The following is a 21,826-nucleotide window of genomic DNA, read 5'->3' on the forward strand; positions in this document are numbered from 1 at the left end:
AACTGGGGGGCGGAAAATTCCAGGGGTGACCAAGCCGTCCCCGGCGAGAGGAACGATCATGAGCGCGGTGCGCGAGGGACTGCCCGAGGGCCGGTACGGCCGGTCGGCGGACGAGCGTGCGGACCGGAAGCTCAAGATCATCGGATCGGTGCTGGGTGTCGGGCTGCTGGGCGTGGTCGGCTGGATCGGCTGGGACTACGTCGCGGGACAGAGCGTGAGCGCCGAAGTGATTAAATTCCAGGTGATTTCGGACACCGAGGTGAAGGTGCACCTGGAGGTCCGCAAGGAGGCCTCGGTCACCGGGGTCTGCTCCCTGAGCTCCCAGGACAAGGAGCACGCCGAGGTGGGCCGCGCGGACTTCACCTTCGCGCAGTCCCGGTCGCGGGTGGACGAGCTCGTCACCCTGAAGACCACCGGCCGCGCGGCGATGATCGAGCTGGTCGGCTGCCGGCCCGCGACTTCCGCCCACTGAGGTCCGAAGAGGATTGAAGTCGTCCCCACGAGGCAATGAGCCTGTGGGGTCCTCCCTCTTTTCTTTCCGAATTGTTAGGCTCGTGGTTTCGTCCGCCGCTGGCGGCCAGTAGTCCCCTGTACCGACGAGGAGCACCCGTGACCCAGACGAGCGAAAGCGTCACCTGGCTGACCCAGGCGGCGTACGACCAGCTGAAGGCGGAGCTGGACTACCTCTCTGGTCCCGCCCGCACGGAGATCGCCACGAAGATCGCAGCCGCCCGCGAGGAGGGCGACCTGCGTGAGAACGGCGGTTACCACGCGGCGAAGGAGGAGCAGGGCAAGCAGGAGCTCCGGGTCCGCCAGCTCACGCAGCTCCTGGAGAACGCCAAGGTCGGTACCGCGCCCGCGTCCGACGGTGTGGTGGCCCCCGGCACGCTCGTCAAGATCGCCTTCGACGGCGACGAGGACGACACCATGGAGTTCCTGCTCGCCTCGCGCGAGTACGCGTCCTCGGACTTCGAGACGTACTCCCCCCAGTCCCCTCTGGGCAGCGGCGTGCTGGGCAAGGCGATCGGCGAGGACGCCGAGTACGAGCTGCCGAACGGCAAGAAGGCCTCGGTGAAGATCCTGGACGTCAAGCCCTTCACCGGCTGATCACCCTCGGTCACGGGTTTCTCCCGGACCGACGACAGCAGCGCACGATGCCCGGCCGGACCCTCCCGGCCGGGCATCGTGCGTTGCCGCCGCGCTGGTACGGGCCGCGGATCTCAGCCGTCCGCCCCGCGGTACTTGCGGACCGAGAGGGTGCGGAAGAGCAGGATGATCAGGGCCGACCAGATCAGCGAGGCCCAGACCGGGTGGACCATCGGCCAGGCGTCGGACGGGGACACGCCCGGGTTGCCGAACAGCTCGCGGCAGGCCTGGACGGTGGCGCTGAACGGGTTCCACTCGGCGATGGGCTGGAGCCAGCTCGCCATGTTCTCCGTGGGGACGAACGCGTTCGAGATGAACGTGACGGGGAACAGCCAGATCAGCCCGCCCGAGGTGGCCGCCTCCGGGGTCCGTACGGAGAGCCCGATCAGGGCGCCGATCCAGGAGAACGCGTACCCGAGCAGGAGCAGCAGGGCGAAGCCGGCCAGCACCTCGCCGGCGCTCGTGTGGGTGCGCCAGCCGACGAGGAGGGCGACCATCGCCAGCACCACCATGGTCAGCGCGGTCTGCATCAGGTCCGCCAGGGTGCGGCCGGTCAGGACGGCGCCGCGCGCCATGGGCAGCGACCGGAAGCGGTCGATCAGGCCCTTGTGCATGTCGTCGGCGATACCCGCGCCGGCACCCGCGGTGGCGAAGGTGACGGTCTGGGCGAAGATGCCGGCCATCAGGAAGTTGCGGTAGTCGCTGGCGCTGGTCGAGCCGCCGATCATCATCGAGCCGCCGAAGACGAAGCTGAACAGCACCACGAACATGACCGGCTGGATCAGCCCGAAGATCAACATCTCGGGAATCCTGCTGAGGCGGATGACGTTCCGTTTCGCGATCACGAGGGAGTCGTTCACGCTCTGGACGACGCCGCCGCGCGGACGGGGCGCCGCGAGTTCGCGGTGCGGGGAGGTGCCCGGGTCCGGGGAGGTGAGGGTCACTTCGCCGCCTCCTTCCGGGCCGGCTTGCGGGCCATGGCCCCGGGACCGGGCGGCCCCTCGCCGTTCTCCTCGGCGGCCCGTTCGGCGGCGTGCCCGGTCAGGGAGATGAACACGTCGTCGAGGGTGGGGCGGCGCAGGCCTATGTCGTCGATCTCGATGTCGCGGCCGTCGAGTTCGCGGATGACCTCGGCGAGCAGCTTCGCGCCGCCCGCCACGGGCACGGTCAGTTTGCGGGTGTGCTCCTCCACCGTCGTCTCGCCCTTGCCGAAGCCGGCGAGCACCTCGCGCGCGTCGGGGATGCGGTCCCGCTCGTGGACGACGACCTCCACGCGCTCGCCGCCGGTACGGGCCTTGAGCTGGTCGGAGGTGCCGCGGGCGATGACCTTGCCGTGGTCGACCACGCAGATGTCGTGCGCGAGGTGGTCGGCCTCCTCCAGGTACTGGGTGGTGAGGAGCAGGGTGGTGCCGCCCGCGACCAGTTCCTGGATGATGCCCCACAGCTGCTGGCGGTTGCGGGGGTCGAGTCCGGTGGTCGGCTCGTCCATGAACATCACGGGCGGGCTGACGACCAGGGCGGCCGCGAGGTCCAGGCGCCTGCGCATGCCGCCGGAGTACGTCTTGGCCGTGCGGTCGGCGGCGTCGGAGAGGTTGAAGCGTTCCAGGAGTTCGCCGGCCCGGGCCTTGGCCGCCCGGGCCTTCATCTGGTAGAGCTGGCCGACCATCTGGAGGTTCTCGCGGCCGGTGAGGTACTCGTCGACGGCCGCGAACTGGCCGGACAGGCCGATGGCGCGGCGGACTTCGTTGGGATGCTTGAGGACGTCCACGCCGGCGACGACGGCCCTGCCGCTGTCGGGTCGCAGGAGGGTGGTCAGGACGCGTACGGCCGTGGTCTTGCCCGCGCCGTTCGGGCCGAGCAGACCCAGGACGGTGCCTTCGGGGACATCGAGGTCCACGCCGTCGAGAGCCCGTACATCGCCGAAGGTCTTCACCAGACCTTCGGCGTAGATAGCGCCTGGCATATGGATTCTCCCAGTGAATCGGGCCAGTAGAATCAAGATATTCAGGGCATTTCTACGCAAATCCTATGGGGACCGTGCAGGTCCCGCTCGGCCGAACGGGGGATGCCCTAGCTCATCACCTTGTATCCCGCGCCGTGCAGGGAACGCGCGACTTCCGCGCAGTGCTCCGGGCCCTTCGTCTCCAGGTGCAGCTCCACCTCCACCTCCGTGAGCCCCAGCCGCGGGTCCGTCCGCACATGGCTCACGTCCAACACGTTCGCATCCACCACTGACAACACCGCCAGGAGACCGGCCAGGGCGCCCGGCCGGTCGGCCACGCGCAGCCGCAGGGACAGGTACCGGCCCGCCGCCGCCATGCCGTGGCGCAGGATCCGCTGGAGCAGCAGCGGGTCGACGTTGCCGCCCGACAGAACGGCCACCACCGGGCCGCCGCCGTACAGTTCGGGCTCGCTGAGCAGCGCCGCGACCGTGCTGCACCCTGCCGGTTCGACGACCAGTTTGGCCCGCTCCAGACACAGCAGCAGGGCGCTGGAGAGGGCGTCCTCGGAGACCGTGCGCACGTCGTCGACGAGCTCGCCGATGATGGCGAAGGGGACGTCACCGGGGCGGCCGACCTTGATCCCGTCGGCCATCGTGTTCGGGTCGTCGATCGAGACCGGGTGTCCGACCTTGAGCGAGGGCGGGTAGGCCGCCGCCCCCGCCGCCTGCACCCCGATGACCCGTACGTCCGGCCGCAGCGCCTTCACGGCGACCGCGACACCGGCCGCGAGACCGCCGCCGCCGATCCCGACGAGGATCGTCCGCACCTCCGGGCACTGCTCCAGGATCTCCAGGCCGACCGTGCCCTGGCCCGCGATGATGTCGCGGTGGTCGAAGGGGTGGATGAACACCGCGCCGGTGCGGTCCGCGTACTCCTGGGCGGCCAGGAAGGTCTCGTCGACGACCTGCCCGTGCAGGCGCACGTCGGCGCCGTACTCCTGGGTCGCGGCCACCTTCGGCAGCGGCGCCCCGACCGGCATGAACACGGTCGAGCGGACCCCGAGGAGGGAGGAGGCCAGCGCCACGCCCTGCGCGTGGTTGCCCGCGCTCGCGGCGACGACGCCGGCGGCCCGCTGTTCGGGGCGCAGGCCTGCGATGCGTACGTAGGCGCCGCGGAGCTTGAAGGAGCCGGTGCGCTGGAGGTTCTCGCACTTGAGGTGGACCGGGGAGCCGGTGAGTGCGGAGAGGTGCCGGCTGCCCTCCATGGCGGTGACCCGGGAGACGCCGGACAGCATCTTCTGAGCCCCCCGGATGTCGTCGAGGATGACCTGGGGGACGGGCTGGGGCACGCGGTAGTTCATGCCGCCAGTCTCGCAGCCCGGGCAGGGGCCGGCTCCGGGCCGCGAACGGGGCCGGCGACGGGGCTGCGGGCAGGGCTGCGGGCAGGGCTGCGGGCGGGGCTGGGCGAGGGGCTGGGCGAGGGGCGATATCTCGCCATCCGGGACACCCGCGGGGCGGGGGCGCGAAGAGGCCGCACCAGTTCTCGTACGAGGCGTACGAGCCGCCGCACGGCCGCGTACTCTGTCCCCCAACCTTGTCGGACCCACGCGAAGAGAGCCCACGGCCATGCCTTCCACCCCGGCCAATTCCGATCTGCCCGCGGCGCCGGACGCGCCCGCCGGAGCCGGTCTCCTCGACGCGCTCCAGCACCAGGTGGCGGTCTTCGCCCGCCGTGCCGAGCAGACCCGTCTGGGCGGTGTGGGCCAGGCCCGCAACTCGATGGACCGCGCCGCCTACCTCCTGCTGAACCGGCTCGACCTGGAGGGCCCGATGGGCGTGAAGGCGCTCGCCGGCGGCATGGGGATCGACTCCTCCACGGTGACCCGGCAGGTCGCGCCCCTGGTCGACAGCGGTCTGGTGAAGCGGACCTCGCACCCCGAGGACGGGCGGGCCGTGGTGCTCGCGCTGTCACCGCGGGGGCTGGCCCGGCTGGAGGAGGTCCGTTCCTCGCGGCGCGAACTGATGGCCCGGGTGACCGAGGGCTGGAGCGAGGGCGAGCGGGAGTCCTTCACGGGCCTGCTGACGCGCTTCAACCTGTCGCTGTCGGAGCTCATGGCGGCCGTGGCCGAAGCCGGTCCCGCCTCCTGAGCGGAGTCCGTCAGCCCTCTTGACCCGGGCGGGCCCGCTGCCCGCACTATGTGGACTATGCGGGTGGTTGATCAACAGGCGGGCTCCTACGCGGAGTTCGAGGCCTTCGTCGCGGGCGCGGCCGGGCGCCTCCTGCATGTCGCCGTTCTGCTGACCGGTGAACCGGAGTCGGCCCGGCGGCTGCTGGCGGGCGCGCTGGCCCGTACGTACGCGAACTGGCGGCGCCTGCGCGGGGACGACCCGTACGACTACACCCGCCGGGAACTGTGCACGGCCTTCGCCCGGACCGGCTGGCGCCACCACGGGGGCCCCGGCCTGCTCGCCCGGCTGAGCCCGCCGGAGCGGCTCGTACTCGTCCTGCGGCTCTACGAAGGGGTCGCGGAGGAGGTCGCCGCGGCGCAGCTCGGGATGCCGGTGGAGCGGGTACGGGTGCTGTGCAACCGGGCCGTGGCCGCGCTGAGGCACCGGGAGTCGGCGTGAGCGGGCTCCCGGACCGGAAGGAAGCCCAGGTCAGGCGGCTGCTGGAGGGCCCGTACCCGCCGGTGCCGACGGGGCTCGCGGCGGGTGCGGCGGCCCGGGGCGACCGGCTCCTGCGCCGGCGGCGGGCGCTGCGCGGGTTCGGGTGGGCCGTGCTCTTCGCCGTGGCGGTGGCGTTCGTCGTGTGGGCCTCGCTGACCCGCCCCTGGCTCAGCCCCCCGACGGACGTCTCCCCACCGTTGCAGGGCTGGTAGCCCCCGCCCGTTCCGGCCGGCCCTCCAGCCTCGCCGGCGAGGCCCGTCGGGGCCCGGCGGAGCCGGAGGGCGGGCCGGGGTGGCCCCCGCCGGGTGGCGGGGGCCGGGGCGGCTAGCCCAGGGCCTGGGTCAGGTCCGCGATGAGGTCATCGGCGTTCTCGATGCCGACCGACAGACGGACCAGGTCCGCCGGAACCTCCAGCGCCGAGCCGGCCACCGACGCGTGCGTCATGAGACCCGGGTGCTCGATCAGGGACTCGACGCCGCCCAGGGACTCGGCCAGGGTGAAGATCTTGGTGCGGCCGCAGACCGCGACCGCCTCCTTCTCGCCACCGGCGACCTGGAAGGAGACCATGCCGCCGAAGTTGCGCATCTGCTTGGCGGCGATCTCGTGACCCGGGTGCTCGGGCAGGCCCGGGTAGTAGACCTTGGTGACCTTCGGGTGGCGCGTGAGCACCTCGGCGACCTTGGCCGCGTTCTCCGCGTGCCGGTCCATGCGCACGGCCAGCGTCTTGATGCCCCGCAGCACGATCCAGGAGTCGAACGGCCCGGCCACCGCGCCCATCGCGTTCTGGTGGTAGGCCAGCTCCTCGCCCAGCGCCGCGTCCGAGGTGATGAGCGCGCCACCGACGACGTCGGAGTGTCCGCCCATGTACTTGGTCAGCGAGTGCACCACCACGTCCGCGCCCAGCTCCAGCGGCTGCTGGAGGTACGGCGAGGCGAAGGTGTTGTCCACGACCAGCCGGACACCCGCCGACCGCGCGATCTCGGCGAGGACGGCGATGTCGGTGATGCCGAGCAGCGGGTTGGAGGGGGTCTCGACCCAGATGAGCTTCGTCTTCGGGGTCAGGGCCGCCCGTACGGAGTCCGCGTCGGAGGTGTCGGCCACCGACCACTCCACGCCCCAGCGGGCGACGACCTTCGCGAAGAGGCGGAAGGTGCCGCCGTAGGCGTCGTTCGGGATGACCACGTGGTCGCCCGGGGAGAGCAGTGTGCGCAGCAGGCAGTCCTCGGCGGCCAGTCCGGACGCGAAGGCGAGGCCGCGCCGGCCGCCCTCCAGCGCCGCGAGGTTCTCCTCCAGCGCGGTGCGGGTCGGGTTGGCGCTGCGGCTGTACTCGTAACCGCCGCGGAGTCCTCCGACGCCGTCCTGCTTGTAGGTGGACACCTGGTAGATCGGGGGAATGACCGCGCCGGTCAACGGGTCCGCGGTATTGCCCGCGTGAATCGCGCGGGTCTCGAAGCTCTGGTGCTCGTGGCTGTCATCGCTCATGAGCAGAATGCTATGCCCGCCCGCCGTCCGGCACCCCCTGTTGGCCCACTGCCCCGTCGGTCTGGTTCGCTGGAGGCATGGAGATTCTGTGGTTCGCGTTCGCGATACTCACCCTCGCGTTCATTCTCGGTCCGTACGTCTGGCGCCGGCGCAATGCCCTCCGCCTGGTGGCGCCGGGGAGCCCCGACGCCGCCGACCCGGCGAACTACGGATTCGAACGGCAGGAGGAGCTCGACGTCCGCATCCCCGGGCCCGACCAGGACCTGATGGACGCCCTCGACAACGTGCGGCGCACCGGTCAGTGGAAGGCGGCCTCGCAGCTGCTCGCCGGGACCCCGCGGGAGGGCGAGCGGCGCTGGCAGCGCGTCCAGGCCTTCGGCGGGGCGGCGGCCCTGGAACTGGCGGCGCAGCCCGGTGCGGGTGCCCAGTGGCTGAAGGCGTGGCGGCTGGAGGCGGAGCAGGACCCGGGCGGCGCGCAGGTCCACGCGGAGCTGCTGGTGCAGCAGGCGTGGCGGCAGTCGGGCGGGGTCGGCTCCGCGGACCACCGGATCATCCTGGAGGAGGCCCGGGAGGCGTGCCGCAAGGCCGCGCTGCTGAGCCCGCAGGACCCGGTCCCGTACATCACGGAACTGGCGATCGCGCGGGGACTGGCGTACCCGGAGGCGGAGTTCGTCGAGCTGTGGGCGAAGGTCGTCGACCGGGCCCCGGAGCACATGGGCGCCCATCTCGTGGCGCTGCACTACTGGGGCGCGCAGTGGCACGGCTCGCGGGAGCAGGCCGACGCCTTCGCACACGCGGCCGCGGCGCGCGCCCCGCAGGGCTCGCTGCTGGCGGCCCTGCCGCTGTTCGCGCTGCGCGAAAACCAGCCGGACATCGTGCTGAGCCCGGGCTTCTACCGCGGCGCGGTCGTCACGCGGGCCGTGGAGGGCGCGCTGTACGCGGTGCACTCGGCGCGGCAGGACGACCCGATGGTGGCGCACGTCCGGCACCTGCTGCTGCTGTTCCTGGTCGGCATGGAGCGCTGGGCCGAGGCCATGGAGCAGGTGCGGCACGTGGACGGGTACGTGGGCGCGCTGCCGTGGTCGGAGGCGAACGACCCGGCCGCGGTGTACGCGGTGTACCGGGCGATGGCGGTGGCGGGGTACGAGGCGAACGGCGGCTCGCCGGCGACCCTGCGGCCGTAGGCCGCACCAGGGGGGCCTACGGCCCGGCCCGCGGGGGCCTCCCGGAGTACCCCCGCCCCTGCGGCCGCGTACCCCGCGCGTCCCCACCCCGCGGGATGGTCCGGAGCCATGGCCAATAAGGTTGCCGTAAGTAATCACAGGCCGCATGATGCGGCGGTGGCGGCCTTCTGCCCTGCCACCCACCTCAGCACCGCTTTCATCCCGTGGGGGGATCTGTCCATATGGGCGCTTCACTGCGCGCCTTGCGCGCCCTCGTCCTGCTCGCAGGCTTCTACCTGCTCAGCGTGTTCCTACTGGCCGCCCTCGCCGGCATCGACTACGCCGTCGTCACCCACCTGCACGGGGCGGTCGCGGGCAAGCTGCTGCTGGTCTCCGTGGTCCTCGCCGTCCCGATCGTGCGTGGTCTGTTCATGCTGCGCACCCCCAAGGGCGAGCCCCCGGCCGGGATCACCGTCGGCGAGGCCCAGGAGCCCGAGCTGTGGGCGGTCGTGCGTGACATCGCGCAGCAGGTCGGCACCCGTGCCCCCGACGAGATCGTGCTGATCGACGAGGTGAACGCGGCCGTCGGCGAGGACGCCAGGCTGCTGGGCCTGCTGCCCGGAACCCGTCGTCTCTACCTCGGCCTGCCGCTGATGACGGGCCTGGACGAGATGCAGCTGCGCGCGGTACTCGCCCACGAGATGGGCCACTACGCCAACCTCGACACGCGCCTCACCCCGCTGATCGCCCGCGGCCGCGCCCAGCTGATCCGCACGATCGGCTACTTCCACGAGCGCGCCGACAAGAAGGTCGCCAAGGAGCGCGCGAAGCAGGAGCGCAAGGACGAGAAGCGGATCGCCAAGGGCAAGAAGGCCAAGGGCGTCGACACCTCGGGCGAGGGCGCGATGTACCGCGCCATGGCCAAGATCTACCTGGCGTACGGCAACTTCTACATGCGCGCCACCCTCTCCACCTCCCGCCGCCAGGAGCTCGCCGCCGACCTCGCCTCGGTCCGGGTCGCCGGCCGTGACTCCGCCGCGTCCGCGCTGCGCGAGTTGAACGCCCTCGACTCGGCGCACGACTTCTACATGAGCTCGTACGCCACCCTCGGCGTCGGCGCCGGCCTGCTGCCTCGCCCGGGCGAGGTCTTCGGCGGCCTGCGCCGGCTGCTGGACGCGCGCGCGGCCGACCTGGACGGGCTGCGCCGGGAACTGTCGACCGAGCCCACCTCCCCCTACGACTCCCACCCCGCGCTCGCCGAGCGCGTGGCCCGCATCGAGGCGCTGCCCGACGACGGCCGCGGCGGACAGAGCGCCCGGCCGGCCCTGGAGCTGCTGGCCGACGCGGGCGCGTCGCTGGCCGCGCTGGAGCAGGTCGTCCTCACCCCGGAGGCGCTCGCACTCAAGCGGGTCGACTGGGAGGACCTCGTCCACGAGTCCATGACCGTGTACGTCGGCCGGGGCGCGGAGGACATCCGCGAGGCCTTCGCCGCCGAGGGGGCCGGCCCGGGGCTTGAGGCCGTGCTCGACGCGTTCGACGCCGACCCGGCGGTGCGCTGGCGCGTCGCCGACCGTTTCCCGAAGTCCGAGGAGGCGCAGGCGGCCACCGGCCGCACGGCCCGCGAGTTCGCCCGCCCGGTCGTCCGGCGCACCCTGAACCAGCTGGTCACCGTCGAGCTGACGGCCCGTGGCGCCGCCCGCTGGCAGCTGTCCTGGTCCGACTCGGCCTCCCTGGGCTACCCGGCCGACGGTTTCGAGGACCGCCTGGACACGGCCCTGGACGCGGCCGTGGCGGACCTGCCCGACACCGAACCCCTGCGAAAGCTGGTGCTTGCCCCGTGATCGGCCTCATCATCCTCGGCGTCCTGCTGGCCGGCGGCGCGTACAAGGTGCTGCGCGGCGTCTACTTCATCCGCAAGGCGAAGCGGCTGGAGGCGGAGATAGCCGTCATCGAAGGCCGGACCGAGGCCTCGAACGCCGAGACGGCCGCGATCAAGGCCGAGCGGAAGGCCGAGAAGGCGGCGGCGGTGGTCGCCCTGGGCTTCGTGGCCGAAGCCGACCTCGACACCGAGAACCCGGCTCCCGTGCCCGCGGAGCGCACCGCCGTCCTGGAGGCGGTCCGGTCGGGCGACTGGGAGGCCGCAGCCGCGTACATCGAGGCGGCCGGCAAGAACTGGCACGAGCGCATGGAGCGGGTCCGCCCGCTGGCCGAGGCGGCCGCCGAGGACGACGCGTGGCTGCTGGCCTGGCGTGCGGCGCGGCCCGCGGACCCGACGGCGGCCCTGGTCGACGCCGACACCGCGATCCAGGTGGCGTGGAACGTACGCGGCTCCCAGTCGGGCAGCCGCACCACGCAGGAGCAGTTCCGGCTCTTCCGCGACCTGCTGGTCAAGGCGCAGGAGGCCGCCCACGCGGCCCAGCGCCTCGCCGACCCGGCGGACCCGACCCCGTACATCGTGGAGCAGCCGATCGGGCAGGGCCTGGGCTACTCGCACGAGCGGTACCGCGAGCTGTGGGCGGAGATCGTCGAGCGCGATCCGAAGGTGCTGTGCGCGCACGTCAGCGCGCTGCAGTACTGGTGCCGCAAGTGGCGCGGCTCGCACGAGCTGGCGCTGGCCTTCGCGCGCGAGTCGGCGGCGGCCGGGGCGCCCGGTGAGCTGTTCTCGCGGCTGCCGCTGATCGCGTACTTCGAGCAGGAGACGTACGAGGACGACCTGGCCGCGGAGACGTTCTTCAAGGAGCCGGAGATCGTCGCGGCGGTGGACGCGGCGCTGCTGGACCTGGCCGCGGCGGGCGACGACCACCCCGGGACGGTGGGCATGCGGCACATCCTGGCGTACCTGCTGTTCTGGCAGGACCGCGACGCGGAGGCCGTCGAGCAGTTCCGGCACATCGACGGGTACATCGGCGCCCTGCCGTGGTCCTACGCGGGCTCGCCGAAGAGCCGGTACCTGTACGCCCGGGACTGGGCGGTGGGCGTGACCACGCCGGGTCTCTGACCCGTGCGGCGGCGGAGGGCGGGTCGGGGAATCCCGGCCCGCCCTCCGCACGTTGTCACTGCCACAAAGGAGGGAATCCATGTTCTCGTACCGCCGTACGCCCGAGCTCCCCACCCGCGAGGAGGCCCTGACGGGCCGCGCGGAGCCGCTGTTCACCGTGCCCGACCGGCACACCGTGCTGGGCAACCCGCTGTCCGGCCCCTACCCCGCGCACCTGGAGGTCGCCGACTTCGGCCTGGGCTGTTTCTGGGGCGCGGAGCGCAAGTTCTGGCAGACCCCCGGGGTGTGGACGACGCTGGCCGGTTACCAGGGCGGCTTCACCGAGAATCCGACCTACGAGGAGGTCTGCTCGGGTCTGACCGGCCACGCCGAGGTGGTCCGCGTGGTCTTCGACCCGTCCCAGGTCTCCTACGCCGCGCTGCTGAAGCTGTTCTGGGAGTCGCACGACCCCACCCAGGGCTTCCGCCAGGGCAACGACGTCGGCACCCAGTACCGCTCGGCGGTCTACACGCACTCCCCGGCCCAGCAGGAGACCGCCGAGGCCTCCCGCACGGCCTACCAGCAGGTGCTGGCCTCCTCGGGCTACGGCCCGATCACCACGGCGGTGCTGCCGGCGGCGGAGCGCCCCTTCTGGCCCGCCGAGGCGCCCCACCAGCAGTACCTGGACAAGAACCCGGGCGGCTACTGCGGCATCGGCGGCACGGGCGTCTCCTGCCCGATCGGCGTGGCCGCGGCCGAGTGACCCCGGCGAGGTCTGCCGGCGTCGTGGTCGGCTCCTTCGGAGGGGGCCGGGGCGCGGAACCCCGCGGCTACAGGCTGAGCTGGTAGTAGGCCGCGGGGCGGGCCGGACGGTAGCCCAGGCTCTCGTTCACCGCCCGCATCGGGGTGTTCTCGTCCGCCACCGTGGTGGCGATCCGGCGCAGCGCGGGGTACCGGTGGCGGGCCAGCTCCAGCATGTGCAGCTTGACCGCGCGGCCGAGGCCGTGGCCGCGGTGGGCGGGGACGACCACCGTGTCGTACTGGAGGGCGCGCGGGCCGGCCGGGTCGGGCAGGACCAGTTCCGTGTACGCGGCCACCTCGCCCCGCGCGGTCACCGCGGCGACCGTGGTGATCTCGCCGCCGCGGTCCAGGATCAGCTGCTGCGTGGCGTGCAGCCGCTGCGGGGTCCAGGGCTCGGCCTTCTCGTCGACGTCCCCCACGGGCGCGTCCTGCATCGCCCCGTGGGCCGTGGCGAGGGGCGCGGCCCAGTCGTCCGGAGCCAGTCCGTGCCAGGCCCGCAGTTCGTACCCGGGGGCGACGGGGTGCGGGGCTCCCGCCGCGGCCCGGGGCCGCCGCGTCACGTCCTGCTCGTACCAGGCCATGGGCAGGACGTTCACGAACCCGAGGGACTGCGCGAACGCCTGTCCCGGCCCGCCCAGGTCCACCAGGGTGGAGACCGAGGTCCGGCCGTGCGCGAGGAGCTCGGCCCGGACCTGCTCCCACAGGGCTCGGCCCAGACCCCGGCGCCGGGCGTCGGGGTGGACGGCGAGCACGTCGAGGAAGGCGGTGTGCGCGTTGGCCTCGTCCGTGAACAGGAGCAGCGCGGCCACGCCCGCTCCCCCGTCGGCGGCCCAGAGTGCGGCGCGGCCGCGGACCGGTGTCACGCGCAGCCGGCCGGCCACCTCCGTCCGGGCGGGAGGCGGCCCCTGCGGCAGGTCGGCGGCCCGGGCGGCGGCGAGGACCGCGACCCAGGCGTCGATCTCGGTGTCGGTGGGCGGCCGGGACAACGCGCGGATGGTCATACCGGGGACCCTAGATGATCCACTCGGAGCGCGGTCGGCGGTTTTCGGGCGGGAACGCCGGACGGCGGGGACCCCCAGGGGTCCCCGCCGTCCGGCGTCCGTGGTGCGGGAGGTCAGGCGGCCGAGCCGGCCTTCCACTCCGCCCAGGCCATGTTCCAGCCGTTGAGGCCGTTCTCGGGCTTGATGACCTTGTCCGGGGAGTTGATCACGTCGACCACGTCGCCGATGAGCGAGTTGTCGAAGAACCACGCGGCGGGCTGGTTCGGGTCGCCCGCGCCCTTGGCGTCGTTCAGGCCGACACAGCCGTGGCTGGTGTTCGCGCTGCCGAAGACCGAGTCGGCTCCCCAGTAGTTGCCGTGGATGAAGGTGCCGGACTGGGACAGCCGCATGGCGTGCGGGACGTCCTTGATGTCGTACTCGCCCTTGCCCTCACTGTCCTTGAAGCCGACGGTGGAGCCGTCCATCCGGGTCTCCTTGAACTTCTCGGAGATCACCATCTGGCCGTTGTAGGTCGGGTTCTCCGGGGAGCCCGCCGAGATCGGGATGGTCTTGAGGACCGCGCCGTCCCGGGTGACCGTCATCTTCTTGCTCTTCACGTCGACCTGGGAGACCTGGCTGCGGCCGATCTTGAAGGTGACGGTCTTGTTCTGGACGCCCTGGACGCCGGGAGCGCCCTGGACGCCTTCCAGCGCCAGCTTCATGGTGACGGTGGAGTTCGCCTGCCAGTACTTCTCCGGACGGAAGTCCAGGCGCTGGGCGCCGAACCAGTGGCCGACGACCTCCTGGCCGCTGGTGGAGGTGACCGAGATCGCCGCCTGGACGGCCTTCTTGTCCTGGATCGGCTTGTTGAAGGTGATCGAGACCGGCATGCCCACGCCGACCGTCTGTCCGTCGTCCGGGATGAAGGAGCCGACGAAGCTGTTCTCCGGGGAGACGGTGGTGAAGGAGGCGTTCTCGTGCGCTTCCTTGCCGTCGGCGTCCTTGGCGGTCGCCGCCAGGGCGTACTTCGTGGACCGCTTGAGGGCGGCGTCGGGCTTCCAGCTCTTGCCGTCGGCGGCGATCTTGCCGGCCACGGCCGCGCCCTCGCTGGTCTTCAGCTCGACCTGGGTGAGGGTGCCGTCGGCGACGGCCACATTGGCCGCGTCGTTGAGGCCGACGTTCGTGGCGCCGTCCTTCGGCGTGATGGTTATCTTCGCCTTCGAGGCGTCCTTGGCCGCTGCCGCGTCGACGTCCGCCTGGGCGTTGCCCGACTCGCCGCCCTTCGGCTTCGCGTCGTCTCCGCCGCCGCACGCCGTGAGCATCAGTACCCCACCGAGAACGGCGGATATGGCCACCAGGGACCGCCTCCGCCGCTTACTGTCCGTCCTCACACGCCACTCCATCGTTGCCGGATACCCCGGAGGCTGGCCGTCCCCGGGGTTGGCCGGGCAGGGGGCAGACCCCCTGCCTGGTCCTGACAACGCGTTAACGGCACCGGCCGGTTCCACATTCCGTTGGGATGTGGTCCACCACACGGTCAGGCGTTGTCGGGTTCCTCGTCGAAGTCCCCATCTTCCTCGTCCAGGTCCCACTCCATGGACTCGGGGTCGTATTCGACGGGCTCGCTGCTCCAGGAGGCCTGGGCGAGCTCCACGCCGGGGATGTCCGAGACCAGGTCAGTGGGGTCGACGAGGTAGGCGAGGGCCTCCGACTCGTCCTCTCGGACGGCGGCCTCGGCGTGGCCGCGCTCCTCGTCCGGCATGAACTCGTCGGCCTTGATGTGCGCGAGCGCGGCTCCGGTAAGTGCCTGGACGTCCGGCACCTCCAGGACCAGATCCACCCTAAGTCGTACGTATCGTGATGTCTCAGAAGAGTTCATACGACGGAGAGTAAGCCCGCGGAAGCCCCGGCTTTCCCGCGACCCGCCCCTTTCCGTAGCATCACCGCACACGGCCAATTCGCTGCTGCCACAAGGGGGATCGCACCGTGTCCGCACGCCGACCGCTGCTCACCGCTCTCGGAGCGACCACCCTCCTCGCCGCCCTGTGGTTCGTACCCTCGGCGGGCGCCACCTCGGCAGGTACCGAGGAGACCGGATCCGGCGTGCCCGCGGGCGCGAACGCGGCCGGTACGGCCACCGGCGGCTCCGACGCAGGCCCGGACGCCCCCGGGACGGTCACGGGAACGGCCTCCGGGCCCGCCTCGCGCCCGCAGTCCCTGCTCGCCGACACCGGATCGGTGGACACCACCCCCTACCTGCTGGGCGGCACCCTGTTCCTCGGCGTCGGGGCCGGTTTCGTGGCCTTCTCGGTCCGCCGCTCGCACGCGCCGTAGCGGCCGGACACCCCCTGGACACCCGGCGGCACGCACGGACACGGCAAGGGCCGCCCCGGGACCGGATCCCGGGGCGGCCCTTCGCCGCGTTACGAGGCCTGCCGTCAGGCGAGCGGACCCGTCACCGGCTCCACCGCGGCCAGGAGGCCGCCCGTGCGGACGAACTCGTCGGCGGCGGCCAGGTCAGGGGCGAGGAAACGATCCGGCCCGGGACCCTGCACGCCCGCCGCACGCGCGGCCGCGATCGCGGCCTGGCTGGCCGGGGCCGGGGTCAGCCCGTGGCGCAGCTCGATGGCGCGGGTGGCCGCGTACAGCTCGATGGCGATGATCCGCGTCAGGTTGTCGACGGCGGTACGGAGCTTGCGCGCGGCCGACCAGCCCATCGAGACGTGGTCCTCCTGCATGGCGGAGGAGGGGATCGAGTCGGCCGAGGCCGGCACCGCGAGCCGCTTCATCTCGCTGACCAGGGCGGCCTGCGTGTACTGGGCGATCATCAGACCGGAGTCCACACCGGCGTCGTCCGCGAGGAACGGCGGCAGGCCGTGCGAGCGGTTCTTGTCGAGCAGCCGGTCGGTGCGGCGCTCGGCGATGGAGCCGAGGTCGGCGGCCGCGATGGCGAGGAAGTCCAGCACGTAGGCGACCGGGGCCCCGTGGAAGTTGCCGTTGGACTCCACGCGCCCGTCGGGCAGCACCACCGGGTTGTCGACGGCGGCGGCCAGCTCGCGGGAAGCCACCAGGGCGGCGTGCGCCATGGTGTCGCGGCCGGCGCCGGCGACCTGCGGGGCGCAGCGCACGGAGTACGCGTCCTGCACGCGCGGGGCGGTCTCCTCCTGGTAGTGGCGCACGAGCCCGGAGCCCTTGAGGACGGCGGCCATGTTCGCGGCGGAGGCACCCTGCCCCGGGTGCGGGCGGATGGCGTGCAGCTCGGGCTGGAGCACCTTCTCCGTGCCGAGCAGCGCCTCCAGCGTCAGCGCGGCGGTGATGTCGGCGGAGGTGTAGAGCTTGCCGAGGTCGGCGAGGGCCATGACCAGCATGCCGAGCATGCCGTCGGTGCCGTTGAGGAGGGCGAGGCCCTCCTTCTCGCGGAGCACGACGGGCTCGATGCCGGCTTCGGCGAGCAGTTCCCCGGCGGGGCGGACGGTGCCGTCCGGGCCCTCGGCGTCGCCCTCGCCCATGAGGGCGAGCGCGCAGTGGGACAGCGGTGCGAGGTCTCCGGAGCAGCCCAGGGAGCCGTACTCGTGGACGACGGGGGTGATCCCGGCGTTGAGCACGTCGGCCATGGTCTGCGCGACGGAGGGGCGCACGCCGGTGTGACCGGAGGCGACGGTCTTGAGGCGGAGGAACATCAGCGCGCGGACGACCTCCCGCTCGACGCGCGGGCCCATGCCGGCGGCGTGCGAGCGGACGATGTTGCGCTGGAGCTGGGCACGCAGCTCGGGGCTGATGTGCCGGGAGGCGAGCGCACCGAACCCGGTGGACACCCCGTAGACGGGCTCGGGCTTGGCGGCCAGCGCGTCGACGATCTCGCGGGCGCGGGCGAGCGCGTCGAGCGCCTCGCCGGACAGCTCGACCCGTGCGTTGCCGCGGGCTACGGCGATGACGTCCTCGGCGGTGGTCCCGGACGTCCCCACCACGACAGTGTGCATATCCATATTCAGCACCCTACGGATTGAATCGCTTCATGTCACTAGCTTGGTTCGTCACGATCGCGACGCGGGTGGACCCCTTACGGGCCGACACCGCGGACATGCGGTCACGGGCGGCCCCGGAACCGGCGCCGCTCCCCGGGAGCCTCCTCGGCGGCGGCGTCCGCGAGCCGGACCACGGCGGTGTCCCGGCCCGCCACGACGGGTTTCGGCGAGCGCGCCGCCTTCGCCTTGTACTGGGCGGCGTCCGCCAGCCGGAACAGCCTCCGGGAGGACTTCACCAGCCCGATCGGATCCCCGGTGGAGGCGACCCCGCAGGCCACCCCCTCACCCAGCTCCAGCTCGGCCGCCCGGGTACACACCTCCTCGGCGACGCGTACGATCTCGTCCGCCGTCGGGCCGGCCCCGACCAGGCAGAACTCGTCGCCGCCGAGGCGGGCCACCAGCGATCCGGGCAGCATCGCGCCGCACAGGCTCAGGACCGACCCGAACCGTTCCAGGAGCCGGTCGCCCATGGCGTGGCCGAGGGTGTCGTTGACCTTCTTCAGGCCGTTCAGGTCGCAGACGACCAGGCTGACGACCGCCCCGGTCCGCCGGTGCTCCTCCAGGGCCTCGTCGAGCCGCATGTCGACCGCCCGCCGGTTCGCGAGCCCGGTCAGCGGATCGGTGAAGGCGAGCCGCCGGGCCTCCTCCAGCCGCTCGTTCTGTGCGAGACCGGCCGCGATCACGGCCGCGAGCACAGTGGCGAAATCGGCGTCGTCCTCGTCGAAGTCGGGCAGCCCCTCGTCGCGGGCGACGTACAGCTCGCCCCAGGCCCGGCCGCTGAGCACGACGGGCGCGACCACACAGGTCCCGCGGCCGCGGCGGCGCAGGGCCTCGCCGCGCCGGCCCGGCCGGTCGCCGACGGCGCTCTCCACCCAGGCGTGCGGGCCGCCGCCGCCCACCCAGAGCTCGTGCAGGAACTCGGTGATCTCGGGGAAGTCGTGCACCGGGTACGACTCGTCCTCGGGGAACTCCTCCTCGCCCGCCCGCCGCTCGCCCTCGTTCACGAGCACCCGCAGGCGCCCCCGCTCGCGCTCCCAGGCGGAGATCGCCGCGAACGAGCCGTCGAGCGCCACGCGCGCCCCGCGCGCGGCCGCCCGCACACTGTCCCGCGGCGCGCACGCCGCGGCCATCGCCTGAGCGAGTCCCACCACGGCTCGTAGCCGCCCGTCAACTCCCATCACCCCAGGTTAGGGAGTTTTGTCCGATTTGGGGACAGTGAGCGCGACATTCGGTACCGCGAAGATCACCAAGGGTGATCGACTGCGCGGCGGTGCGGGCGGCTGGCGACGACCGACCGGACGGTTACTCCCCCGGCCAGTTCGGCTTGCGCTTCTCGTTGAACGCCGCGACGCCCTCCACCCGGTCACCCGAGAGGGCCACCGTCCGCCAGGCCGCGTCCTCGATCTCCAGACCGGCCTCCAGGTCCATCCCGTGGCCCAGCCGCAGCGCCCGCTTGGCCGCCCGCAGACCCACGGGGGAGTTCGCCGCCATCCGGGCGGCCAGCGCCAGCGCCTCCGCCGTGTCCTGGCCGGCCGGGACCACCGAGTCCACCAGGCCCAGGGACAGCGCCTCGGCCGCCTCCACCCGGCGCGCGGTGAAGATCAGCTCCGCGGCCCGCGCGGCACCCACCCGGCGCGGCAGCAGCTGCGTCCCTCCGCCGCCGGGGATCACGCCCACCGACACCTCCGGCAGGCCCACCACCGAGGTCTCGTCGGCGACGATCACATCGCAGGCCAGGGCCAGCTCGAAGCCGCCGCCCAGCGCGAACCCGTGCACGGCCGCGATCGTGGGCATCGGCAGCGCCGCCACGCCCCCGTACGCGCCCCGCGTGGTCGGCCGCTGCCGGACCAGCTCGGCGTCCGAGAACGAGTTCCGCTCCTTGAGGTCCGCCCCGACGCAGAAGGCCCGCTCCGACGTGGAGGAGAGCACCACCACGCGCACGGTCCGGTCGGCGGCCAGCTCGGCACAGGCCGCCCCGATGGCGCGGGCCATGGCGGTCGACACCGCGTTCATCGCCTTGGGGCGGTCCAGGACCAGCTCCGCGACCCCGCCCTCGTGGCGGCGCACCGCCACGAACTCCGACTCGAATGCCGACTCGGACGCCATAAGAACCCTCCCGGTTAACGAACGTTACCGGGGATCCTAGGGGGTGTCTTGTCGGTCCGGGCGGATCAGGGAGCGGTGGTCGGTACCGTGCATCGCAAGGCGGACGAGGGAGGCGACGCGGAGCGTCGCCGACCGAGGACAACGCCGCGAGGCGCGGTGCCGACCACCGCGAGCCCGCCCTGGCCGGCAAGACACCCCCTAGGGGGTGCGCTTGCGGCGCGTCAGGGACCAGGGCTCCACGACGCCGAGCCCGCGCACCGGCCGCTGCCACATCGGCTGCAGCGCGAACCGGTAGGACGCGCCCTCGTCGGGCGCCGTCTCGGCCTCCTTCTCCGACACCGGAGCGGCCCCGGTCCGGGCGAGCTCCTCGGCCATCGCCCCGTCCACCAGCACCGCGTCCTTGGGGGCTATGGACGTCAGCCGGCTGGCCAGGTTCACCGTGGTGCCGAAGACATCGCCCATCCGGGTGGTCACCGTGCCGAAGGCGATCCCGACCCGCAGCTCGGGCATCTGGGCGTCGGCCTCCATCGTCTCGATGAGCCGCAGCGCGATCTCGGCCGCGGTCGCCGCGTCGTCGGCGCAGTACAGCACCTCGTCGCCGAGGGTCTTGATCAGCCGGCCGCCGTGCGCGGCCACCAGGTCCGCCGACGTGGTCTCGAAGGACTCGACGAGCTCGCCGAGCTCCTCCTCCTCCAGCCGCCGCGTCAGGCGGGTGAAGCCCACCAGGTCGGCGAAGCCCACCGCGAGCCGCCGGTCGACCATCTCGTCGTCGTCGGCCACCTGCACCACGCGCCCGGTCGCGGCCGCCAGCTGGCGCCGCCACACGTAGACGAGGAACTCCTCCAGCTCGGGCAGCAGCAGCTCCACCAGGGGGTACGTGACCTCCGTGCGGGTCATGCCCGGCTCCGGCGGCTCCGTCAGCCCCTCCAGGAACGAGTCGATCTGCCACTCGGCCAGCCGGGCGGTGGTCTGCCCGGTGGACCGCGCCACCTGTACGGCCATCGGCTCGGACAGCAGCCCGGCCTCCACCAGACCGGCCAGCCGGCGCAGGGCCAGCACGTCGGCCTCCGTGAGCGCCCGGGCCTGCCCGATGTCGGCGAAGCCCATGGCCCGCCAGAAGCGCGAGGCCAGCTCCATGGACACGCCCGCGCTGCGGGCGGCCTGGAAGGGCGTGTACCGGCGCTCGGCACCGAGGATCAGCTGCTCCAGCCGGATGGCGAGGGGATCCGCCGTCGGCTGGGCCGTGTGATCGACCTCGTGGTGCGGGGTGTGCTGGTCACGGCCGATCGGGGTACCCGGGCCGGACGCGGAGCCGCCACCGGCGGACGCGCTGGACGTAGGGTCGTCGACGGTCAAGGGCCGCCTCCTGTCCATTCCGTGCGCACTGCCCTGCGAACCGGTTGATCACCACGAGCACCGGGATCGCCTAAACCATACGGCAGGTGTGCCGTAGCTCACTCCCCCTCCCCGCTTCCGGCCCGCCCGCGACCTGGGTGCGGGGTCCGGGGCCGCGGCCCCGGGACGGCGCCGCACCCGGCACCCGTACCCCGTGTCAGTGCACGGAACGCAGGTGGATGACGTCGCCCGCGCCCACCGTCTCGTGCTGTCCCTCGGCCGTACGGATCACGAGGCGGCCATCGGTGTCCACCGCTTCGGCCGTTCCGGTGAGAGTGCGCCCGCCGGGCAGCTCCGCGCGGACGTGCCGGCCGAGGGTCGCGCAGCCCGCCGCGTAGGTCTCCTGGAGGCCGCTGGCCGCGGGGTCGCCGGCGGCCGCGCGCCAGTTCCCGTACCACTCCTCCAGGGACCGCAGGACGGCCCGCAGCAGCGGGTCCCGGTCGGTCACGGAGGCCTTGGCCAGCGCCAGCGATCCCGCGGCCGGTACCGGCAGCTCGTCCTCGGTCAGCGTGACGTTGAGCCCGATCCCGAGGACCACGCCGTCCTCGACCCGCTCGGCGAGGATCCCGCCGGTCTTGCGCTCCTCGCCGTCCACGCTGACCAGCAGGTCGTTGGGCCACTTCAGGGCGGTGTCCACGCCGGCCGCCCGGGACAGGCCGGTGGCGGTGGCCACACCGGCCAGCAGGGTCAGCCACCCCCACCGCTCCTGCGGCACGGCGTCGCCGGGCTTGAGCAGGACGGAGAAGAACAGCCCCGACCGCGCGGGCGCGACCCAGCTGCGGTCCAGCCGCCCGCGCCCGGCACTCTGCTCCTCGGCGACGAGCACGGCCCCCTCGGGCAGCCGCGCCGCCCGGGTGGCAAGGTCGGTATTGGTGGACCCGGTACTGGCGACGACCTCCACGGAGGTCCACAGCCCGTCCCCGGTGACGAGGGCCCTCTGGAGGGCGGCGGCATTGAGGGGCGGCCGGTCCAGGCTCGACCAGCGTCCTGCGGAAGCTCCGGCTGATGCATCTGATGGCGTCATGCAACCCAATGTAGGTGTGTCAAACGCCGCACTGCCGAGCGCCATGCCCGCCGATACGCTACGCACCAGTAGCCAGCAGTAGTCAATCAATTGACCAGGCAGTTGACACCACGCAGGG

22 protein-coding genes are annotated in these 21,826 nt (G+C 72.7%); 10 read left to right on the forward strand and 12 right to left on the reverse strand.

The window, feature by feature from the left end; translation table 11 throughout:
* Positions 1–58 precede the first annotated feature (58 nt).
* Together Sspor_RS17565 and greA are read left to right on the forward strand one after the other, a co-directional pair.
* On the forward strand, positions 59–472 hold the full coding sequence (locus tag Sspor_RS17565) for a DUF4307 domain-containing protein (RefSeq protein WP_202199997.1): 414 nt from the start codon (positions 59–61) through the stop codon (positions 470–472).
* A 137-nt stretch (positions 473–609) separates the two neighbouring features.
* Positions 610–1,107, forward strand: a complete 498-nt coding sequence (greA, locus tag Sspor_RS17570; RefSeq protein ID WP_030009952.1) for a transcription elongation factor GreA — start codon at positions 610–612, stop codon at positions 1,105–1,107.
* A gap of 113 nt (positions 1,108–1,220) precedes the next feature.
* Here greA and Sspor_RS17575 read toward each other — a convergent pair whose 3' ends face one another.
* From Sspor_RS17575 to ilvA, 3 genes are all read right to left on the reverse strand, one after another.
* The gene (locus Sspor_RS17575; protein ID WP_202199998.1) at positions 1,221–2,090 is read right to left on the reverse strand and encodes an ABC transporter permease; all 870 of its coding nucleotides are present in this window, start codon (positions 2,088–2,090) and stop codon (positions 1,221–1,223) included.
* Positions 2,087–3,109 (reverse strand): ATP-binding cassette domain-containing protein, encoded by a 1,023-nt coding sequence (locus Sspor_RS17580; protein ID WP_202199999.1) that lies wholly within the window; start codon positions 3,107–3,109, stop codon positions 2,087–2,089. The genes Sspor_RS17575 and Sspor_RS17580 overlap by 4 nt, the downstream gene beginning before the upstream one ends.
* A 107-nt stretch (positions 3,110–3,216) precedes the next feature.
* Positions 3,217–4,449 (reverse strand): threonine ammonia-lyase, encoded by a 1,233-nt coding sequence (gene ilvA, locus Sspor_RS17585; RefSeq protein ID WP_202200000.1) that lies wholly within the window; start codon positions 4,447–4,449, stop codon positions 3,217–3,219.
* A gap of 265 nt (positions 4,450–4,714) precedes the next feature.
* Between ilvA and Sspor_RS17590 the strand changes: the two genes are divergently transcribed.
* Genes Sspor_RS17590 through Sspor_RS17600 form a run of 3 tightly spaced genes read left to right on the forward strand, consistent with a single transcriptional unit; the run spans position 4,715 to position 5,967 of the window.
* On the forward strand, positions 4,715–5,236 hold the full coding sequence (locus Sspor_RS17590) for a MarR family winged helix-turn-helix transcriptional regulator (protein WP_030009956.1): 522 nt from the start codon (positions 4,715–4,717) through the stop codon (positions 5,234–5,236).
* 57 nt (positions 5,237–5,293) lie between these two features.
* Positions 5,294–5,716, forward strand: coding sequence for a sigma factor-like helix-turn-helix DNA-binding protein (locus Sspor_RS17595; protein WP_202200001.1), 423 nt, complete (start codon positions 5,294–5,296; stop codon positions 5,714–5,716).
* The gene (locus Sspor_RS17600; protein WP_202200002.1) at positions 5,713–5,967 is read left to right on the forward strand and encodes a hypothetical protein; all 255 of its coding nucleotides are present in this window, start codon (positions 5,713–5,715) and stop codon (positions 5,965–5,967) included. Before Sspor_RS17595 ends, Sspor_RS17600 begins: the two co-directional genes overlap by 4 nt.
* 112 nt (positions 5,968–6,079) lie before the next feature.
* Here the strand turns inward: Sspor_RS17600 and Sspor_RS17605 are convergent, their stop codons facing one another.
* Positions 6,080–7,237 carry a cystathionine gamma-synthase gene (locus Sspor_RS17605; protein WP_202200003.1) on the reverse strand — a complete coding sequence of 386 codons (1,158 nt, stop codon included), beginning with the start codon at positions 7,235–7,237 and terminating at the stop codon, positions 6,080–6,082.
* Positions 7,238–7,314: 77 nt separating this feature from the next.
* Here Sspor_RS17605 and Sspor_RS17610 point away from each other — a divergent pair, with 77 nt between their 5' ends.
* The 4 genes from Sspor_RS17610 (at position 7,315) to msrA (ending at position 12,140) form a co-directional block, all read left to right on the forward strand.
* Positions 7,315–8,421: a hypothetical protein gene (locus tag Sspor_RS17610; protein WP_202200004.1), complete on the forward strand. Its 1,107-nt coding sequence runs from the start codon at positions 7,315–7,317 to the stop codon at positions 8,419–8,421.
* A 221-nt stretch (positions 8,422–8,642) separates the two neighbouring features.
* The gene (locus Sspor_RS17615; RefSeq protein WP_202200005.1) at positions 8,643–10,241 is read left to right on the forward strand and encodes a M48 family metallopeptidase; all 1,599 of its coding nucleotides are present in this window, start codon (positions 8,643–8,645) and stop codon (positions 10,239–10,241) included.
* The gene (locus tag Sspor_RS17620) at positions 10,238–11,398 is read left to right on the forward strand and encodes a hypothetical protein (protein WP_202200006.1); all 1,161 of its coding nucleotides are present in this window, start codon (positions 10,238–10,240) and stop codon (positions 11,396–11,398) included. Before Sspor_RS17615 ends, Sspor_RS17620 begins: the two co-directional genes overlap by 4 nt.
* Positions 11,399–11,477: 79 nt before the next feature.
* Positions 11,478–12,140, forward strand: coding sequence for a peptide-methionine (S)-S-oxide reductase MsrA (gene msrA, locus Sspor_RS17625; RefSeq protein ID WP_202200007.1), 663 nt, complete (start codon positions 11,478–11,480; stop codon positions 12,138–12,140).
* Positions 12,141–12,207: 67 nt separating this feature from the next.
* On the opposite strand, the gene Sspor_RS17630 is transcribed toward msrA, so the two are convergent.
* The 3 genes from Sspor_RS17630 to Sspor_RS17640 all read right to left on the reverse strand — a co-directional run bounded on the left by Sspor_RS17630 (position 12,208) and on the right by Sspor_RS17640 (position 14,998).
* Positions 12,208–13,179, reverse strand: coding sequence for a GNAT family N-acetyltransferase (locus Sspor_RS17630; protein ID WP_202200008.1), 972 nt, complete (start codon positions 13,177–13,179; stop codon positions 12,208–12,210).
* A 113-nt stretch (positions 13,180–13,292) separates the two neighbouring features.
* Positions 13,293–14,561, reverse strand: a complete 1,269-nt coding sequence (locus tag Sspor_RS17635) for a L,D-transpeptidase (protein ID WP_202200009.1) — start codon at positions 14,559–14,561, stop codon at positions 13,293–13,295.
* A 134-nt stretch (positions 14,562–14,695) separates the two neighbouring features.
* Complete coding sequence (locus Sspor_RS17640) at positions 14,696–14,998, reverse strand: hypothetical protein (protein ID WP_237403909.1); 303 nt, start codon at positions 14,996–14,998, stop codon at positions 14,696–14,698.
* 146 nt (positions 14,999–15,144) lie between these two features.
* Here Sspor_RS17640 and Sspor_RS17645 point away from each other — a divergent pair, with 146 nt between their 5' ends.
* The gene (locus Sspor_RS17645; protein ID WP_202200011.1) at positions 15,145–15,492 is read left to right on the forward strand and encodes a hypothetical protein; all 348 of its coding nucleotides are present in this window, start codon (positions 15,145–15,147) and stop codon (positions 15,490–15,492) included.
* Between the two features lie 104 nt (positions 15,493–15,596).
* Here the strand turns inward: Sspor_RS17645 and hutH are convergent, their stop codons facing one another.
* The 5 genes from hutH to Sspor_RS17670 form a co-directional block, all read right to left on the reverse strand.
* Positions 15,597–17,138, reverse strand: a complete 1,542-nt coding sequence (gene hutH / locus Sspor_RS17650; RefSeq protein ID WP_202203709.1) for a histidine ammonia-lyase — start codon at positions 17,136–17,138, stop codon at positions 15,597–15,599.
* A gap of 107 nt (positions 17,139–17,245) precedes the next feature.
* Entirely contained in the window at positions 17,246–18,361 is a 1,116-nt protein-coding gene (locus Sspor_RS17655) for a GGDEF domain-containing protein (protein ID WP_202200012.1), read from the reverse strand.
* A gap of 124 nt (positions 18,362–18,485) precedes the next feature.
* Complete coding sequence (locus tag Sspor_RS17660) at positions 18,486–19,289, reverse strand: enoyl-CoA hydratase/isomerase family protein (RefSeq protein WP_202200013.1); 804 nt, start codon at positions 19,287–19,289, stop codon at positions 18,486–18,488.
* A 198-nt stretch (positions 19,290–19,487) separates the two neighbouring features.
* Positions 19,488–20,645: an adenylate/guanylate cyclase domain-containing protein gene (locus Sspor_RS17665; RefSeq protein ID WP_202200014.1), complete on the reverse strand. Its 1,158-nt coding sequence runs from the start codon at positions 20,643–20,645 to the stop codon at positions 19,488–19,490.
* 196 nt (positions 20,646–20,841) lie between these two features.
* Complete coding sequence (locus Sspor_RS17670; RefSeq protein WP_202200015.1) at positions 20,842–21,708, reverse strand: biotin--[acetyl-CoA-carboxylase] ligase; 867 nt, start codon at positions 21,706–21,708, stop codon at positions 20,842–20,844.
* Positions 21,709–21,826: the final 118 nt, after the last annotated feature.

It is taken from the genome of Streptomyces spororaveus (assembly GCF_016755875.1).
Taxonomy (GTDB): Bacteria; Actinomycetota; Actinomycetes; order Streptomycetales; family Streptomycetaceae; genus Streptomyces; species Streptomyces spororaveus.